Consider the following 18,601-nt stretch of genomic DNA (forward strand, 5'->3'; position numbering starts at 1 on the left):
TGAGGATTTCAAACAGTTAGTAATGTTTGTCATACTGTCTATATTAATTACTCACTAATTTACGTGATTATATTTAATTGAAATTGTATCTATTAGTACTAGTATATGTGCTACAAAATGAAGTGCGGAATGTGGGTTATAAAGAACTTGATGCTGTGGAAGCCGAAGCACTACGTCAAAAAGTTCGCGGACGGGTGAAAGATTTACTAGACACTTGGGAACGCATTGCTAGTCAAAAAATTAGCTTGCAATACCAACAAGAAGTAGGTCAAGCACCACCATTATTATTCGACCCCCTTGACCCAGAACTTGAAAAGCAACCAATGGAAGCACGCAAGTTCAAAGCACAACGCAGCCTCCGAGATGTAGAACCAACAGTCAACTTGTGGGTTTGCAACCCTGATGGTTTTGAGGTTGAGGAGGACGAAAAATGAAGTCAAAAAGCAAACGCAAGCCTTCAGGAGAAATACGGCAAAGCCAAATTATCTCCACCTTTGGCCCCGGCGCAATGGTGGACTTACCAAATTACTCAGTCATCATCGGCGGACTCAACCACTGGCGGGGTAATAGACGGCGAATTTACGAAGACCGCCTTGCAGCCAGAGTTGCCGAGATTTTGGGTGTCAGAGACATTGCTATGTATGCGCCACCTACAGACGAGCAAGACCCAGCCGCCGCTAGAAGTGGAATTTCAGCTTTTACCTTCCCCACTTGGTTTGTCGCCCAAGTAGAAGAAACTTGGACTTCCCCTAACGCCAAAGAATACCGTACTCGTCCTCTGATTCCTTGGGGTAGTCTAGTTAAAGGTAAATACCTCAGCGATACCAAAAAGAAAATCCCAGTTGTCCCCGTTCGCTTTGTCCAAGCCTGTGTTAACGGACACATCAGTGATATCGACTGGTATCGCTTTGTCCACAGTAATAGCGATGTTTCCAGTAAATGCCGGGGTCAACTTTGGCTTGACGAACGTGGTTCTGGCAACGATTTCGTAGATATCTTCGTTCGCTGTGAAGCCTGCGGCGCTCGTCGTCCCCTCTCTGATGCCACAGTACCCAATGGCAAAATTTTGGGTCAATGTCTGGGGCATCGTCCTTGGCTTGGGCCAAAAGCTTTTGAACCTTGCGTTTCCCGCGTCACTGGTAAACCAGAGTACAACCGACTGCTAGTAAGAGCTGCCAGTAATACCTATTTTTCTCAGGTTTTGAGCGTTATCTCCCTCCCAGATTCAGATGAAGCCCTGCGAGCAGCAGTTAATTTAGTTTATGAAGACTTTCTTCAGTATGCAGAAAGTTCAGATGATGTCAAAAGAGAACGCCGTAAACAAAAAGTTGCTAATGCTTTAGAGGGATTTAGCGATGAAGCTGTGTGGGCAGAAATACGGCGCAAGCAAAGCGGCCAAGGAGACCAAAATAAAAGCATTAAGCAAGTAGAAATTGAAACCTTGCTTTCCAGCCCAGAAGAGATGGGAGAAGATGCTCCAGATGGTGACTTTTATGCCCGCGCCCGCAAGTTAACTGCTTTGCCCTCATTATTATCCTCTCGTATTGACCGGATTATTCTAGTACATCGTTTACGAGAGGTCATTGCCCAAGTCGGATTTACCCGCTTTGAACCTGCAATGCCTGATATTGATGGCGAACTGGCACTGGATGTGCGAAGGGCAGCCCTTGATATCGAACCAAGCTGGGTTCCTGCCATCGAAAACCGTGGTGAGGGTGTATTTATCAGCTTTCAAAAACAGGCAATCGAAAACTGGGTAAAGCAGCCTGCGGTGCAAAAACGTGGGCTGGAATTGTTGAGAGGCTTCGAGGTGTGGCAGAAGCGCAAGGCACTCCCAGAAGCTAAATTCCCAGGACTACCTTATATTATGCTGCACTCCTTATCACACTTGTTGATTACAGCAGTATCTCTAGAGTGTGGTTATGCTGCTTCATCAATTCGTGAACGCATTTATGTTGGTGACACTGGCTATGGAATTCTTTTATACACTGGTTCGCCTGGGTCGGAGGGAACTTTGGGAGGTCTAGTACAAATTGGCAAGCGAATTGAGTACCACCTAACTACCGCCCTAGAATTAGGAAAGCTATGTTCTAATGACCCTGTTTGCGCCCAACATCAGCCAGACAACGTACAAGAGGAGCGTTTTTTGCATGGTGCAGCCTGTCATGGGTGTTTATTAATTGCTGAATCTTCCTGCGAACGTGGTAACGAATTTCTTGACCGGGCGCTTGTCGTAGCTACAGTTGAAGGTTTGGGTGCTGAGTTTTTTCTTCATCAAGAAATATGATGGCAGCGTTTCTCCACCTGAGCCGACCAGTTTTGCTCAGTTTGGCTACAGCCTTTGAAACAGGAAGGCTTCATCCACCCTTTAGCATATCAACTATTAAAACCTACGTCCCAGAAATTCTCAGTAGCAGTGTTGTTGAGGAACTCAATCGACTTAACGCAATTGGTACTAGTCCTGACCACATAGCTTACACATTGCGTCTACTAGCAGCAGAACGGTCAGCATCTCAGGAAATACACGACAGAGTAGAGTTGGTTTGGACAGGACAGGAGGTTGTGGGTTCCCAAAGCCGCGATACTAGCGTTGTTGTGCGCGAGTTATTCAGCACAGCCAAAAGTAGCATCCTTATTTCTAGTTTTGCTGTTGACAAAGGGAAAAAAGCACAAGCTCTGTTTGGTGTGCTGGCTTCCCGGATGGATGCAAATCCAGAGCTAAATGTCAGGATGTTCCTTAACGTGAAGCGATCGCACAACAATAAATTACCAGAGTCAACGCTTCTCAAAGAGTTTGCAGACATATTCTGTAAAGAAATCTGGATGGGACAACGCTTACCAGAAGTATTTTATGACCCCCGTTCCCTCGCCCCAGGTGCAGGTACAAAAGCCTGTCTTCATGCAAAATGCGTTGTTGTAGATGAAGAACGTCATTTTATTTTTAATTCATGAATAATCTCAGTTATTACTGTTTCTGGTAATAAATCTTTGAAAGGCAATCCGATTGAATTACTAAACTTATGCTTGAGAATTTGTACCCTTTTTGGCATAGTAAAAGTACTAATTTATAGTAATGTCCCTAGTATCCAATCTAGTTTGACTGGATACTATGGGAATTTTCTACAGGGTCACTCATGTGTTGATTATGACTAACTGTTGCGTAATTTTGATTAATTCTTAAGCTGTTGATACGATTCCAGGTACAATTCGTTTAATCAGAGCGCGGAAATCGAGGAGCGAATTTCATCCGCTTGAAATTATAAAAATGTCACAGAAAATATCCTCTGACCAAGAAGATATAATTACACGTGCTGACTTCCTTGCAGCATTAATGTCAAATCTTGAGCGTGAAATTAAACAAATTACGTCCTCTGGGGAGGTTGCCCCCAAAGATTCTTGGATTGTACGCTATCAAGTAAAGGGTAAATACGGTGTCTATTGGTATTACAAATTGCAGTCATCATCTGCTGTGTTTCCATCACAACGTGACAATAAAAAGCTTTCAAAATATAGGCATTTAGGTAAACCAGGTAGTTCTGCATACAACGATGCTGTCCTTGCTTTGGCACGACGTGCAAAAATCGATGCCCTTGAACGCATGATTAATACGATTAAGCAAGGTTGGATTGATTTGTATGAGGAGAAGGAGAAAACCGAGAATAAGAACAATAAACATTCGCGTCAAAAATCCGCGAATTAATTTTTTGTTCTCTACTCCCCTTCACCCAAAACCTCAATCATTCAAACTCTTATACCATCTTTGTTTCGGCTTATCTTAGTACCATTCGCGTATAAAGCTAGTTTGGGCTATATTTGGGCTTAGTTTTTGTTTAAGTCCCATTACTTACTTTCCGCTTATCTTAGTGCCATTCGGCTACAGGCTAATGACGGAAAGGCTTTGATTGTTTTCGGAGATGTCTATTTTAGTGTACACCTGCTAAAGAAGGGTGTAGGAAAAAAGCACTAGCTAGCATGGCATAGGTTATCAACAGTAATATTCCCTCAAGCCAGTTGGCCCGTCTGTCAGTTTTGACAGAATTCGTCATTAAAACTGCAATGCCCAATCCCAATACTGTAAAGTTGTCAAAGTCCAAGTTCATTGGCTGATCGATAATCAAACCAGCAAAAACTAAAATAGGAGTCACAAACATTGCAATCTGTAGGCTAGACCCAATAGCAACTGAAGATGCTAACTCGACCTTATTTTTTGTGCCACATATTCCGCAGGTAATGATTTCAACTGCTGCACCAAACATAGGAATAAGAATGACGCCAGTAAAAAGCTCCGTCAATCCTGTGGTGGCGATCGCCTCTTCCAAACTACTTACAAGTACTTCCGAGACAAATAACAGAACTATTGTTGTTCCCAAAAGCAGTCCGATGTGAAGTTTTAACTTGTATAATCCTCTAGCTTCACTGCCGTAGCTTTCAGGTTCGGGATCTTCATCTAATCCGTAAAGATAGCTGTGAGTTTTCATTGAGAACAACAGCATCAAAATGTAACAGATAAGCATGAGTGCTGATGCAATATAGGAAAAATCATTGGTTGTTTCCAGGTGTAAAGAAATAGAAGTAATCTCTATTGCAGTCGGTGCTAGCAAAAAAACAACTACCAGGTTAAGCAGAGAGGCATTAACTCGAGCAACAGTACCAAGGTTTTCTGCATTCAGTTGAAAAGGTTGCTTCGGGATATGCAATCCACCTAAGAAGAGAGCTAAACCTAAACCTAATAGTAGGTTTGCCATCATTGACCCCATCAAACTAGCTTTGACTACTTCTAGAAGTCCCGCTCGAAGGGCAACTATGGAGACAATCATTTCAGTCGCATTGCCAAAAGTTGCGTTGAGTAAACCGCCAAAAGTGGGGCCAATACGAGTGGCGATCGCTTCTGTAAAGTTGGCAATCCAAGCTGCCAAGGGGATAATTGCCAAACCTGCCGTGATAAAGACTATCAATGGATCGATATCCAATCTATTCAAAACCAGGCAGATGGGTACAAAAATCAGCATCCGTAAAAGTAGTGCATCTTTACGGGACATGAAGCGATTGTTTGAACTGAATGTCTCTTTATTAGATTTTGTGACTGACATAGTTATCACTCTAAAGTTTTATTGTTTGACCGGAGAAAATGAAGAACGTGACAACTTCGAGGTGGTTAAACATCTAATTTCAATTCAGCACTCATTTTTCAGTACTGTCTTGCTTATAAAACCACCCTAAATCAGCAAAGTTTTGTTAATTAACTGGGAAAAATGTATTTAGTTTTTCCCAATATAAAAAATTCCGTAACAGAAATCTAAACAGTTACAAATTGAAAATTCTTAGGTGTAGAGCCAGCGTTTATTAATTGCAATACCAAGCTGGGATAGATTGGATTTTTTGGAAAAGTTGAAACAGCGCAGCTGTAAAGATCAACAATCCAAAATCTAAAATTCAAATTTGTATTAGAGGGTATTTGCCAATTGACTTTCTTTGAAAGTTTCAGATTTAGCTGAAGTTAAAGATTGCACTACTAGTATTGAGCAAGGTGCATGATGAGTGACATAGTTGCTAACACTACCCAAAATTAATTCACTAAGTCCTGAAATTCCTCGACGTCCCATTATGATTAAATCTGCCTCCCAAGTTTTAGCTGTTTCACAGATAATGCGGCTAGGGCTACCTAAAATTTGAGAATACTCAGTTGATACACCTGCTGCAATTGCTTCGTTTGCAAAAGATTTGAGTAGATCCAAACCGGGCTTCTCAAACTCTTCCCAACGTTTTTTGCTTTCTGAAGTATTCATTAATGACAATATGCCGGGGGTGTCTTTGTCGTCCAAAGATAGAACATGTAGTAGTCTCAAGTTTGCCCCAGTTGCTTTTGCCAGGTCGAGTGCTTCCCGAAAAAGGTACTTGCCAACGGTATTAGAACTAGCAATTGGAACCAGTATTCTGTGTAGCATAATAATCTCCCAAGTTATGAAATATAAATTGTCAGATGAACCTCATTGACAGAAAATTTGTTCTAATTAGGACTGCTGATGGCTATGTTGGTTGTATGGTTAATACCGAACATGGTGCGTAGTGCATAACGTAGTTGCTAACACTTCCTCGAGCTAGCTCTTGTAAGGAAGATATTTTTTGATGTCCAACTACGATTAGGTCAGCCTTCCAAGACTTAGCAAGCTTACAGATAGTGGACGGAGCAGATCCAGGGATTTGAGTAAAACCAGTATTGACACCTATGTATGTTGCAACATTCTGACGAGTTTGTAAGAGTTCTAGTCTCTTTTTGCTGTAGTCTTCCCATTTATCTAAATATTCATCTAGATTTTTGACCTTTGGATAGCCAATCTCTAAATCCGACAAAACATGTAGTAGCATCAAGCGTGCATGGGTCAGTTTAGCAATGGACAGCGCTTCCTCGAAAACATATTGACTCATTTCTGAATTATCTAACGCCACTAAAATTCTTTGGAACATACAAATCATTTTTGGGATTTAAAGTACAAATATTTCATTACGCCTATTTTTTTCTAGGTATAAGTTCATTGTAAATTTGGAATTGCAGGGTTGGAAGTTAATTTTGCTGAACTCATTTTTTGCTATATATGAGTTCATTTTAAATATAGAACTGTAAAATTCTAATTTAGCTCGATTAAGCTTATTGTTTTCAGAATGTAAGTTCATTTTGAATTTAAATAAATTGTCAAGACAGCTAATCACGGTAAAATCTTACAATCAAACATGAAAATATGACTATTCTCACACCCATTTTCTAGCTAGATATTCAGTATGCCAAGAGAAAGGGATATCCATAGGATGTCCCATACTCTCTTTAGCTAAACTAAACTCTCGGCAGGTGATTGTGTTGCATAGATTAGGGAATCAACTACATAGAAAGGCTTAGTTGTTGGCTCGTATACCCAAGCAACACCTTTTGGGTTTTGGATTCTTCTCCACTCAACGAAACCAGATATGGAACGGGAACGGTAACGTGTTAGTAATTGCGGAGATCATCCCAAGCCTTTTGCTCATTCACTTTGCTTTAGTTGTACTGTTTTATTGTCAGAAGGTTTTGCAGCCTTAACTGTGGTTAGTTGGCTTTTTACTTGCGAACCATTTGCTCCATTTAGAGTGATGGTAGTATCTTCTTTATGACCATTGCTATTGCTATTTTCATGGTTGCTATGTCCGTTGCTGTCAGCTAACTTGACCTCGGATTGCAATTCAGAAGAAACAAAAACCTCTTCAACCTTCACATCATAGGTTGGTAGAACTTGGTTAGATACAGGTTGATGTTGGTGAAGCCGATTTTCTTCTTCAGCAATTTCGGCAGCACTAAGTGTATGTCCTAATGGAGTGACATCACTTGGCCCCATCAGCGGACGCAGACCGTTGAGTTCTGCCAAAATGGCAGTACCATTATTGATGACGACTGCCAAAATTGGATCAAGGGCAAAGAAAATACCTGAAAGTAGAGCGCCGAGGTTAGGAATTGCTACGATCGCTGTATTCTGCCAGATAATATCCATTGCTTGGCGGGCGCATTTGACTGCCATGATTAAGCCGCGTAGGTCGTCTTCCATCAGCACCACATCAGCGGTTTCTCTGGCGATGTCCGTTGCACCCGCAAAAGAGATCGAAACGTCTGCGTATGCTAAAGCTGCCGAGTCGTTGATGCCATCTCCGCAGAAAGCAACCGTCTTCCCACTGTCGTGCAATCCTTTGACAACTTCGACTTTTTTCTCTGGGAAGGCTTCTGCATAAATGTTATCAGGATTCATGCCCAGATTGCCAGCGATTGATCTTGCAACTCGTGTCACATCACCGCTTAACATATAAGCATTGATGCCCATTTCTTTTAGTTCCTTGATCACTGCCTTACTTTCTTCGCGTGGTGGATCACTATAGCGAATCACACCTATAAGTTTGCCATCACCTGCCACATAAACCAGAGATTGTCCCCCAGACTTGGCATCTGGATAGCAGCGATCATACTCATCTAGATCGACGTTTTCCTGAGTCATGAACCGAGGACTACCTACAATGATCTGCATTCCATCGATTTTTGCTGCTGCACCCAGACCAACCCTGTACTCCCAGTCTTCACATTCCTTAAGAACAAGTCCCTTGTCTCTAGCATTGTGAACTATCGCTTCAGCAATTGGATGCGTCAGCCCTTGTTCAGCCGTAGCAGCTAGACACAATACCTCATCCTTGGTGAAGCGGTCATCCATGATATCAATGTCATTAACACCTGCATGTCCGATGGTCAACGTTCCTGTTTTGTCAAAGACGACGGTGTCAATAGTCGCCAAAATTTCAATCGCTCGACCACTGCGGATGAGAACGCCATTACGAGCAGCATAGGTGAGTACAGAGAGAATTGTTGTAGGTACGGAAACACGAATGCCAGTACCAAAGTCTAGTGTTAACAGAGCAACTGCTCGATTCATATTGCCCGAAGCAAGTCCAACACCACCAGCAATTAACAGGGTGGGTATCACAAACTGATTCGCCACCGTCGCCGCATAGTTTTCTACGCGGGTATCATGCACCGGAGCCGCCTGCATCAAGTTGACGATCACACCAGCACGGGTGTTGTTGCCAGTTCGCTCTGCCAGTATCGTCAAGTTACCATCTACTAACAGCGTTGAGGCAAACACCTCATCGCCTTCTCGACGAGTCACAGGAACCGATTCTCCAGTCAGTTTGCATTGGTCAAGAATGCCAGTACCTGTCAAGATAATGCCGTCAACGGGAACCTGATCACCTGGGTACACCAGAACATGATCACCCACTACCACATCTTTTGTCTCGATTTCCAGTTCCTGCCCATCGCGAATGACGATGGTGGTTTTATTCAAACAAGACATCAAGTCGAGATTTGCTCGCTCACTACCACGAGCAGTCATATCCCGAACTACTTCACCAGATTCCACTAAACCCAACATAAAGGAAGGTGCAAAGTAATGCCCTTGCAGGGTATGTAAGGAGATTGCCAAACCATCTAAAAAATCAATGGTGAGTTGACGGTCTTGTTGAATGGCTTCCCATGCTCGTTTAAAAACAGGTACGGCACCAATAAATACAACACCTGCAATCACAAAACCTGGAATTGGCAAGCCTACCAATGCTCCTACACTCAACACCAAACCAGCAATCGGAAATCCTAATCGTTCTACAAAGTCAATCTCATTATCAGCTTTTTTCTCTTCACCTTCCCCTGTCCATCCGAGAGGAACTTCAACTTCTGGTGCGCGCTGAATTGCAGTAAATAGCTTTTCTTGAACTGTAGCAATGGCAATTGCTGTTGGTTGATGTTTGTAACTAACTACTAGGGAACTAGCTTGGGCGTTGATTTCGACTTCTGTCACAAATTCGATTGTGTCAAGAACATACTTAAGTTTAGTGATGTACTCTTCATCTTCATGTAGTCGAGGAATTAGGATGCGAAAACGTCCTGGTATCCAATGCACAACCTGATAATGGATATTTTCTGCCTGACTGGAGTGAGCCTCTACTGATATAACCAATTTATCTGCAACTGCTGTAACCTTCATAAGGCACTCCTGAGTTGAGTTGTTAGCTGAGGTACAAATCTTAAAACACAATACTTACGGCAAATTTTTGGCAAGCTTTTAAAGCTTGTAGCTGTGAGTTCAAGAAGTTTCTAAAAAGTTTCCTGAACAATGATGAATTCATCAAAGCTTGGTAGAATTTTTCTGCCCAGATTTTAACTATTAAGCATTGAAAAATAATCAATCCATTTTCTAATTGGATTGACGTTTTTCAGCTAAGATAAAAGAAGTTGATGAATCATTGTTAATTAGATAATCATCGAATTACCACAACTTAGAGAATATCCCAATTTAGGTAATTTTTATTTTTGAGACGAGCTAAAAAATCGCCCCAGAAGTGAACACAAGTGAGCCAAGCATTTCACAAGAAATGATTTGTGTGTAACAGCGTGATGTGTCTTTATTGATTTGATGCTTATCCTACTTAAAGAAGAGTTTACATAAAAATTCCAAGAAAAAACAGAAAGTTTTGTTAACTATTTATTTACATAACTAATTAGTTTGAAAAGAAAACTTAACTTAAATGTATGAGCCTATCAATCAATATATTTTATTTATGAAAAATAATAGTACTGCTCATAGACTGGTACACAGCATAAGAAGCGATATATTCACAAAAAATAGGTTATTTTGGCTTTCAATAACCTATTTATACAAATATAGTAGTTTTCAATAGATTTATTCACATATAGTGCTATATACACAAGATATTGTACTCCTACGATGTAATAGAACTCTTGCATAAATATTATTTGTTTTCATGTTCCAACACAAAATTGAAGATCGAAGCAATGATCTATGCAATAATTCCAATGAAAACTATTGAAGATCACTATAGTTTTGTTTTGAGAATTCAGAGAGCAATTAGGAGACTAGACTTATTACAAATAGAAATAATGGCTACAAAAAAAAGCCTACTTACGCAGGCTTGAGATAGACTAAGTTTTTACGGCAATTCTTATTTAATGTCATGTCCAGTTAATTACCCTAGCATAATAGCAATCCTATTTGAGTTATGTTGGCGTAGCTTGCGCTTAAATTCGCAGTGTCCAGCTCCCCGACTTCTTTAAGAAATCGGGGAGCTAATACAATTTTGGATTTTGGATTACTCTGTCGAGTAGACACGGAGTGGCTTCCAAAGGTAGCCGCACTTCGTGCGTCTATAGATTTTGGATTGGGAAACTCTTTTTGCATAAGAGTTCTGTAAGTCTATCTGTCGGATTCTTTTTTCAAATTGGTATAACTTTTCACGAATGATTTAGGATTGCTATCTGATGACAAAAACATATCTATCGATAATATTACAATAAAAATTGTCTCATCAAAGTTAATATATTTTGGCCGATATAAGCCTCTACTTCTTGGTGAGTAAAATTATAACCCAGTTCAGTTCCCAACTGTACTGCTATTCTTACGAGACTAGGTTGGTCTGTCGCTACTCTTAAACGCTCTTTTAAGGAAGAATCTTGAAGAACTAATTGATGGAATTGCTTTAGTTGATGGAGTTGTTTTACTTGTTGTGGCGACACGTTTATCCTCACTTTTCTCTATTGAAAAACAGAAAATACAAGTTCATCATCCTTATCCCACCTTAGGTTTAGGAAAACGGATGATGAATTTTAATAAGTCAACATCAAGTTGCATAAATGTATATTTATGAAACTGAGATATTGTTGATGGCAAGGTACAAGCTAAATGGGTAATTGCTGGACAAAATTTGAAGAACTACAAAGAAAAGCAACTATTGAGCTGCTTTTGGAACCGATTTTTGAAAAACTGAGTTCTATAGTTTTACTCTCAATTTTTCTTATATCATAAATTAAGGATAAATAACTATTGAATCATTATGATTTAGATTGCACAACAGACTACTCGAAAACCAGTGCCACTACCTGCATGGTCTGCCTGATCCCAGTGCCGTTGGGCTGATCGGCAGAGAGTGGGGAGGCAATACCACGCTCCACCTCGCAATACACGATAGTTATTAGACTCATCCAACTGCCAAATACTGCCATCAGAAGGCGCGTCCTGATAGTTTTCATGCCAAGAATCGGCACACCATTCCCAGACATTGCCGTGTAAGTCAGATAATCCAAAAGCATTGGCTATTTGGAAAAACCCAACAGGAGTAGTCTGTTGACGATATGGTCCTTCTGTTCCAGAATCGTAAATATAGCTACCGTCGTAATTAGCAAGGTTAGAGCTTATGGTTTCACCGAAATGGAAAGGAGTTGTAGTTCCAGCGCGACAGGCGAATTCCCACTCTGCTTCACTTGGTAGTCGATAACTATGTTCTGTGAGTTGGGAAAGTCTGGCACAAAACTCAACGGCATCATGCCAGCAGACTTTCTCGACGGGAATATCTGGGTGTTTGAAATTGGAGGGGTCTGGGTTGAGGTATCTATTGATTTGGGGAAGTTGGGCAATTACCCTCCATTGGGCTTGAGTAATGGGAAATCTGCTGAAATAGAAAGGTTGGAGGACCACTGGATGTTGGGGTGCTTCATTGCTCTCTCGATCTAATTCATCTTCAGGAGATCCCATCATAAATGTTCCTCCTGGAATGTAAACCATGTCCACAAACACATTATTTCCCAAATGCTCTTGAAAATATTGTGCTTTGTTGATAGAGCAAGTAATTGGTTGTCCCTGGTTGTTTAAGGTCACAACTTCAAAACTAAACTCTTGTACTTTGACTGATGAAGAAATTTTTTGTAATTGCAAGTGGGGTACTATTGTATACTTATGCTTGCGCTCTTGTTTCATGGCATCTAGTTCAGTTCGCAGTTGTGCCATCTCTCGAGTAGATTGCTGCAATTGCTCTTGCAATAGTGTTAGTTTGGCTTCTTGTTTGTGCAAGGTTTCGGTAAGAGCAGACCGTTCTTGATAGCTTTGTTCAAACTGCAAACTAATTTGTGATGCACGTTGATTTGCTTGCTCAACCTGTATCTGTGCTTGCTTTAATTGCTCTTGGGCTAATTGTAAGGCTGTCCATATTTTTTTCGCCCAAGCCAATCTGGTATTTTCTTTTTGGACAATTTCGGGAATCCACCCCATATGAAATGGGTAAGGTGGTAGATTCCAATTACAGGAAGGACAATAATCGTCTTTGTTGTGAATGTATTTACTTTTGCAGACGGGGCAGCGAGGCATGATTATAACCTCTTGACCTAAGTTTAATCTTTGACTGTGCCAATTTTTGATTAATGAATTGGTATTAGAAGTCGATATTACAATTGTCACATATTTTATGTTTTAGGTAGGTAATAAATCAGAAATAGTAGTTTTCTTATTTTTGGTGTTGCTGGAATTACTATTTTCTTGAGAATTAGTAAACATAGAGATTAAAGATTTGTCTACTACATGTGAGTTAGGATCTGTGTCAGGCTCAAACAAAGGTCGGAAGCTGTTTAGCTCTGCTAGTAAGGCTGAACCATTGCTGATAATGACCCCTAATACCGGATCTAGAGCGAATAAAACTCCTGCCATGACAACGCTAATATTAGGAATTGCAGCGATCGCTGTATTCTGATAAATAATTTCCATTGCCCGTTTAGCAATGGCAATAGCATGAGCAATACCTCGCAGATCGTTATCCAAAAGTACTACATCAGCAGTTTCTCGTGCAATATCACTACCTTCAAGAAAAGATATTGAGACATCCGCATGAGCAAGGGCGGCAGCATCGTTAATACCTTCACCAACAAATGCAACCTTCTGCCCTTTGTCTTTTAAGCTACAGATAACTTCAACTTTTTTGTCAGGGAAAATTTGGGCATAAGTGTGATCCTGGCTTATACCTAATTGAGTACCGACATGATTTGCTACACGTTGATTATCTCCTGTTAAGATGTAAGTTGTCATACCTTGACATTGTAAAGATTCAACAACTTTTGTACTTTCTGGACGGAGAGGATCAGTAAACAAAATAACTCCCAGTAGTTCATTATTTTTTGCAACATAAACAAGAGAGTAAGTGCTTGTTTTCAAGTTTGGATATTTTTTGTGGATTGAATCTAAATTAATACCCTCTTGTTGAAGGAGCAACTCGCTACCCACTAAAACCTTTTCATCCTCAATCACGGCAACAATTCCTAAGCCAATACGATAGTCTTTAGTTGTAGAAGGTTTAATTTCAACTCCATTTTCTTCAGCACAGCGAATAATGGCACTAGCTACGGGGTGATAATTACCTTGTTCAGCAGAAGCTGCAAGCGCTAGGATTTCCTGGGGCGAAATTTGTTCGTGTGCTGTTTCAATCGTCACTACTGCTGCATTTCCTTGAGTTAGTGTTCCAGTTTTGTCAAAGACGACGGTATCTATCCGTGCTAGCATTTCCAATGCTCGGCCACTGCGGATGTAAATTCCCTGACGAGCAGCATAGGTGACAGCTGCAAGAGCTGTTGTCGGAACTGCAATCCGGATCGCGTGTCCAAAGTCAAGGTGGAGGGGAGCAAGCGCTCGTGATACATCTCGTGTAAAAGCAAAAATGATTCCACTTAATAACAGGGTAGGTGCGATTAGCGCATTGGCAATTTTAGAAGCGTAATCTTCCACACGAGTATCATGTACTGGCGCAGATTGCATCAGTTGCACTGCTAGACCTAAGCGAGTATTCTTGCCAGTGCGTTTTGTGAGGATACAAATCTTACCTTGTAATACTAGGGTAGAAGCATGTACGACTTGTCCTTCTGAGCGAGAAACTAGCTTAGATTCTCCTGTCAGCTTGTGTTCGTCGATCAACGCAGTACCCCTTAATACTCGGCCACTCACGGGAATTGTCTCACTTGCATAGACAACAATGCGATCGCCTTTTTTCACTTCACTTAATTGAATATGCTCTTCTTGTCCATCTCGCTCTATTCTGACGTACTTATCTACTCCTTGCAGCAAATCTAACATTTGTTGTTCATTGGCACGGGCGGTAGCATCTCTTAGTACATCTCCTGACTCTATGAGGCTGACCATTAATGCTGGGCCAACAAAGTCACCTTTGATTGTATAAAGACTCATCCAGAGGATATCCAGAATATCCGCATCCAAACGACGCTCTGTCAACATGAGATCGAGTGTGCGTTGAATAAATGGAATTGCTGCAACAGCTACCACTCCTGCTAGCAACAAAGGCGGAATCGGCAGGAATTGTTGGGCTAGGACTGTTAATCCCAAACTAAAGATAGGCATCCCAACTCTCTCTACCACCCAGTCGATTGGTGGTTTAAATTCTGTTTGAGTCCGGGCCATTTCTGACGAAGTTTCAGCTAATGCTGCTTGCTGAATAATTGTCAGGAGGCTTTCTTGAACTGTAGTGCTGGAAACAAGGTTTTCTTGATAGTGGATGATTAGTGATTCTGCTGCTAGATTGATGCGAGCACTAATGATGAAGTCAAAAGACTCAATCAACCAACTAAGTTGGTTGGCATACTCTAGATCTTTAGATAATCGAGGAATTCTAATCCGGAAACGACCGCTAGTAGTGTGGATGATTTGGTAATCGATCTCTCCAATATGCTTCTCTAAAGAAATAGGTTCTGTTTCTGCAACTGATTTCATTATTGTTCTACCCTTGATATCAATTGGGTTTAAAAAAGAATTTTAAGAAATTTACAAACATCTTGACAGAAGTAGCTTTTTGTTGCAACTATCTCAGGAACGATTGCTCTGGTGATTGAGTATAAAATTACCGATTAAATATATAAGTTTTACTGTATTTCAACAATTGCTGTTTAGTAACATAGCAAAACTATATTCCTTCATCTCATTTGTATCTCAAGAGAGATAGCATTATCACAAATATCTGCCAATGAGAGTATATTATTTTTGCATGACTTATATTTAGATAGATTATGAGAGAAAGTCTGAGGATTAAGTACTTGCGTAGCGGTTAGTACCCCGCTCCGGGAGATGCTACTAACAAACTCATAATCTAGATTGCACTTAGATGTACCAATAAACTCCTCAATAGCAGTGCTTTACAGCAAAATTTCCATACAATAACTTATACTAATAATCAACTATAGTTTATTGAAATATGTATTTGGTAGTTGGAGGTATATGCCATTGAATTGTATTTATTCCCAATTGAACATACAGTAAAGCTTTTAAAAGATATGCTAGACAATTTTAAACACTTCATAAAACTTATAATAGTGTCTTTAGAATTTTCGACTACGACACTTCAATTAAACTTTGGATTAATAGAGAAAGAATGTTATGTCCTTCATTGACATTAGTCGTGTCAATATTCTGCCTAACAGGCGTCCTCTCAATGACCAAAAAGTCGCTGAGTTGATGGAGTCCATCAAAGCTAATGGACTTTTAAATCCTATTACTTTAGACCAAGACTTCAATCTAGTTGCAGGCTTGCACCGTCTTACTGCCTGTAAGCTAATTGGTTTTCAAGAGATTGAGTGTCATATTATTACTTGCGAAGACACAGACCATGCTCGTCTAGCAGAAATCGATGAAAACTTGATTCGTAGCGAATTGGATGCTCTACAACGGTCTGAATTATGGTTGGAACGTGACCGGATTCTAGAACGGATGGGGCTGAGAGCAAAGGTAGGGGACAACCAGTTTACTCAAAGAGGTGGTGAAAGTATTTCACCACCGCCGAAAACAACAGTGGAGTTAGCAAAAGAGATAGGTTATACGGAGCGCACTTTTCAGTATGGTAAACAAATTGCTAAAAATATCGTTCCAGAAGTAAAAGAGATGATTAAAGGTACGCCAATTGCTCGGAATACCTCAGCGTTACTGAAAATAGCCAGGGAGGGTAGTAAAGAACGACAAGAAGCAGAACAAGCAGAAATCGCAGCAGAAGAAGCTAGAGTACAACAAAAAAGAGGGGAGCTAGAAAAGCAAAAAAAGCTAGCAGCACAGGCAAGAGACAAACAAAAACAACTTCAATTAATTGCTTTTCAAAACGCTATAGCCCAGAAGGAAGCCAAAGAGTCTAGCAAGCCAACTCAACGTATATCAAAAAATATTAAGACCGATGAAATTCAGACACAGGCTGACGAAGTCTGGATTCTAGACCGACACATGATTTATTGCGGCGATACCACCGATGAAGATTTTATTCAACTATTACCATCTAATGCAGCATTGGCGATCGCTCCTCCGTGTTGTTCTTGGAAGCATGACTATTTAGTAAACGAAGCTCGTGTTGTAGCTGTGATGTGTCGTGAGGGATCTATTTACAATCTTTGCAGATGCAGTCAAATGCCCTTTAGATTTGAATTAATTATAGGAAATATATACACTGCTATTTTCTCGCAAGAACCTTTACTCAAACCAAATCATAATCCTCACATTGAGGGTGTTGAAGGCATCGTTTCTTATTTAGTAAGCTTTTTCACTAAACCCGGTAGTTTTGTCATTACCCCTTCTATAGGATATGGTGAAGTGCTAATTGCTTGTGAACGTTTAAGACGAATTTGTTTTGCTGGAGACGGAGATCCTAAGCGAGTTAATGAAGCGATCCTTCGTTGGCAGCGATGGACAGGAAAACAAGCGATCAGAGCTTAACGCTCTTGTATACTCTCATTAGAGAATATTCAAAAGCTTGTTTCTCCATGCTTGGTTCCAAACAAGAATTTTTTTTACATTCGCATCTTTAACAAAGTCCGGCTTGACTTTTAACTCTGTAAAGGATGTAATGTCTTGTGCTTCTGCTAGCTCCTCTCACAAAGTTTTCAGAATGCAAACGAGACTGCTACATAGATTTTAAATTAATTTCTATCGTAATTCTCATAAAGTCCCATTAGTATCTCCTAGCATTAAGTTAGAAATTACTGAACTATCATTCTTTCAATATAGTAAGTTTTATAGATTACAATTCTGTAAATATATACAGATTTAAAAGTATTGCATTTAATAAACATTAAATGTCATTTTTCCATAGGTTTCATATCAACTTATTTTGGGTTCCCAAATTATGGCATTCATAAAAATTGATAATATTGTGGTCAACACAAACTATATTGCTGCTATTCGATTACAAGACCGAGTCCGCTCCGAAGAAGAAAGTGTTTCTTTGTTGATTGCAATTCCTACTACTACTTTGTTTCAAGAAGACAGCATCTCATCTAATCTCTACCACTATGAATGGATAGAGTTTACGGGTGCTGCTGCTAGAGCATTACGAGACTATTTTACAAGTTTCAATAATGTCATTGATTTACTACCGTTATGTCATTAATCAACCATAACGTAAAATGATTGGCGGTTAGTGGTTAATTAAAATTATTTCAATAGTCTAAAATGTTTATCTATTCTTAGCTACTCACTATCCTATCTCAGACGACAAAGTATTCGTATATACCTGTAGCAATCATGAGGAATCCAGAAATAGTCCCAGCCCAGAAACCAGATAGTTTTGTAGTGAAGCGATCGCCTAAAACATATCCCCCAGTCATTGCCAAAACGCTAAATATAAAGGTGAGAAGTGTCATGACTATCAAATTAACTTCGGAAATCCCAGCACCGATACCACTACCTAGATTATTGAACGTTAAACCAAATGCAAGGGCTATTGACTCTCGAATATCGATATAACCTGATTTATCTATATCTGCTTTTGCAGGATTTTCTATATATGTTTCATAAGAAAACTCACGAATAATTTCTTGAGAAAAGTCCTCTGTCATAATTGCTGGAGATTCCTCCATCACAGCCCTTGAAGAAGGTGAAGAAAATCTTGTTTTCACAGGTATTCGCTTCTGTTGCATCCTCAAGAGCATTTTCGTCTTTTTTCGCTCTCGTTTTAATGTTTCCCTAATTACCCAAACTCCAACACCTACGAGAACCGCACTACCAATAAAATTGGCGACAGTTATATTTAAACTTTTACTAATGTCTTCCCCAACCGATGTGGCAAGATAAGTACCTAAACCAGAAATGAAGGCAACAAATAGATTTGTAGATAAACCAATTTTGATTTTTTTGAAGCCATAGGCAATTCCTACCGCTAAGTTATCTACATTGGCCGAAAACGCTAGCAAAAAAGCTGATATGAGATGCATATTAAATTC

Annotated in this window: 14 protein-coding genes; 6 read left to right on the plus strand and 8 right to left on the minus strand. The window is 40.1% G+C overall.

What is annotated here, in order from left to right:
• The first annotated feature begins 107 nt into the window (after positions 1–107).
• From ACE1AT_RS00490 to ACE1AT_RS00505, 4 genes are all read left to right on the plus strand, one after another.
• The gene (locus tag ACE1AT_RS00490; protein ID WP_374865382.1) at positions 108–434 is read left to right on the plus strand and encodes a hypothetical protein; all 327 of its coding nucleotides are present in this window, start codon (positions 108–110) and stop codon (positions 432–434) included.
• Complete coding sequence (gene drmB, locus ACE1AT_RS00495) at positions 431–2,287, plus strand: DrmB family protein (RefSeq protein WP_374865383.1); 1,857 nt, start codon at positions 431–433, stop codon at positions 2,285–2,287. Before ACE1AT_RS00490 ends, drmB begins: the two co-directional genes overlap by 4 nt.
• A complete protein-coding gene (gene drmC / locus ACE1AT_RS00500) occupies positions 2,284–2,952 on the plus strand; it encodes a DISARM system phospholipase D-like protein DrmC (protein WP_374865384.1) in 669 nt (222 codons plus the stop codon). Before drmB ends, drmC begins: the two co-directional genes overlap by 4 nt.
• A 313-nt stretch (positions 2,953–3,265) precedes the next feature.
• A complete protein-coding gene (locus ACE1AT_RS00505) occupies positions 3,266–3,700 on the plus strand; it encodes a hypothetical protein (protein WP_374865385.1) in 435 nt (144 codons plus the stop codon).
• Positions 3,701–3,923: 223 nt separating this feature from the next.
• On the opposite strand, the gene cax is transcribed toward ACE1AT_RS00505, so the two are convergent.
• From cax to ACE1AT_RS00540, 7 genes are all read right to left on the minus strand, one after another.
• Positions 3,924–5,039: a calcium/proton exchanger gene (gene cax, locus ACE1AT_RS00510; protein WP_374865386.1), complete on the minus strand. Its 1,116-nt coding sequence runs from the start codon at positions 5,037–5,039 to the stop codon at positions 3,924–3,926.
• 405 nt (positions 5,040–5,444) lie between these two features.
• Positions 5,445–5,945, minus strand: coding sequence for a universal stress protein (locus ACE1AT_RS00515; RefSeq protein ID WP_374865387.1), 501 nt, complete (start codon positions 5,943–5,945; stop codon positions 5,445–5,447).
• A gap of 82 nt (positions 5,946–6,027) precedes the next feature.
• Positions 6,028–6,465 carry a universal stress protein gene (locus ACE1AT_RS00520; RefSeq protein WP_374865388.1) on the minus strand — a complete coding sequence of 146 codons (438 nt, stop codon included), beginning with the start codon at positions 6,463–6,465 and terminating at the stop codon, positions 6,028–6,030.
• A 551-nt stretch (positions 6,466–7,016) separates the two neighbouring features.
• Positions 7,017–9,548, minus strand: coding sequence for a heavy metal translocating P-type ATPase (locus ACE1AT_RS00525; protein ID WP_374865389.1), 2,532 nt, complete (start codon positions 9,546–9,548; stop codon positions 7,017–7,019).
• Between the two features lie 1,319 nt (positions 9,549–10,867).
• Entirely contained in the window at positions 10,868–11,095 is a 228-nt protein-coding gene (locus ACE1AT_RS00530) for a Nif11 family protein (protein ID WP_374865390.1), read from the minus strand.
• A gap of 322 nt (positions 11,096–11,417) precedes the next feature.
• Complete coding sequence (locus ACE1AT_RS00535) at positions 11,418–12,719, minus strand: SUMF1/EgtB/PvdO family nonheme iron enzyme (RefSeq protein ID WP_374865391.1); 1,302 nt, start codon at positions 12,717–12,719, stop codon at positions 11,418–11,420.
• A 102-nt stretch (positions 12,720–12,821) separates the two neighbouring features.
• The gene (locus ACE1AT_RS00540) at positions 12,822–15,119 is read right to left on the minus strand and encodes a heavy metal translocating P-type ATPase (RefSeq protein WP_374865392.1); all 2,298 of its coding nucleotides are present in this window, start codon (positions 15,117–15,119) and stop codon (positions 12,822–12,824) included.
• Between the two features lie 660 nt (positions 15,120–15,779).
• On the opposite strand from ACE1AT_RS00540, the gene ACE1AT_RS00545 reads away from it, so the two are divergent.
• Positions 15,780–17,096: a ParB N-terminal domain-containing protein gene (locus tag ACE1AT_RS00545; RefSeq protein ID WP_374865393.1), complete on the plus strand. Its 1,317-nt coding sequence runs from the start codon at positions 15,780–15,782 to the stop codon at positions 17,094–17,096.
• Between the two features lie 409 nt (positions 17,097–17,505).
• Complete coding sequence (locus tag ACE1AT_RS00550) at positions 17,506–17,769, plus strand: hypothetical protein (RefSeq protein WP_374865394.1); 264 nt, start codon at positions 17,506–17,508, stop codon at positions 17,767–17,769.
• A gap of 97 nt (positions 17,770–17,866) precedes the next feature.
• On the opposite strand, the gene ACE1AT_RS00555 is transcribed toward ACE1AT_RS00550, so the two are convergent.
• Entirely contained in the window at positions 17,867–18,592 is a 726-nt protein-coding gene (locus ACE1AT_RS00555) for a manganese efflux pump (RefSeq protein WP_374865395.1), read from the minus strand.
• Between the last annotated feature and the right edge of the window lie 9 nt (positions 18,593–18,601).

It is taken from the genome of Pelatocladus sp. BLCC-F211 (assembly GCF_041928655.1).
Classification (GTDB): Bacteria; Cyanobacteriota; Cyanobacteriia; order Cyanobacteriales; family Nostocaceae; genus Pelatocladus.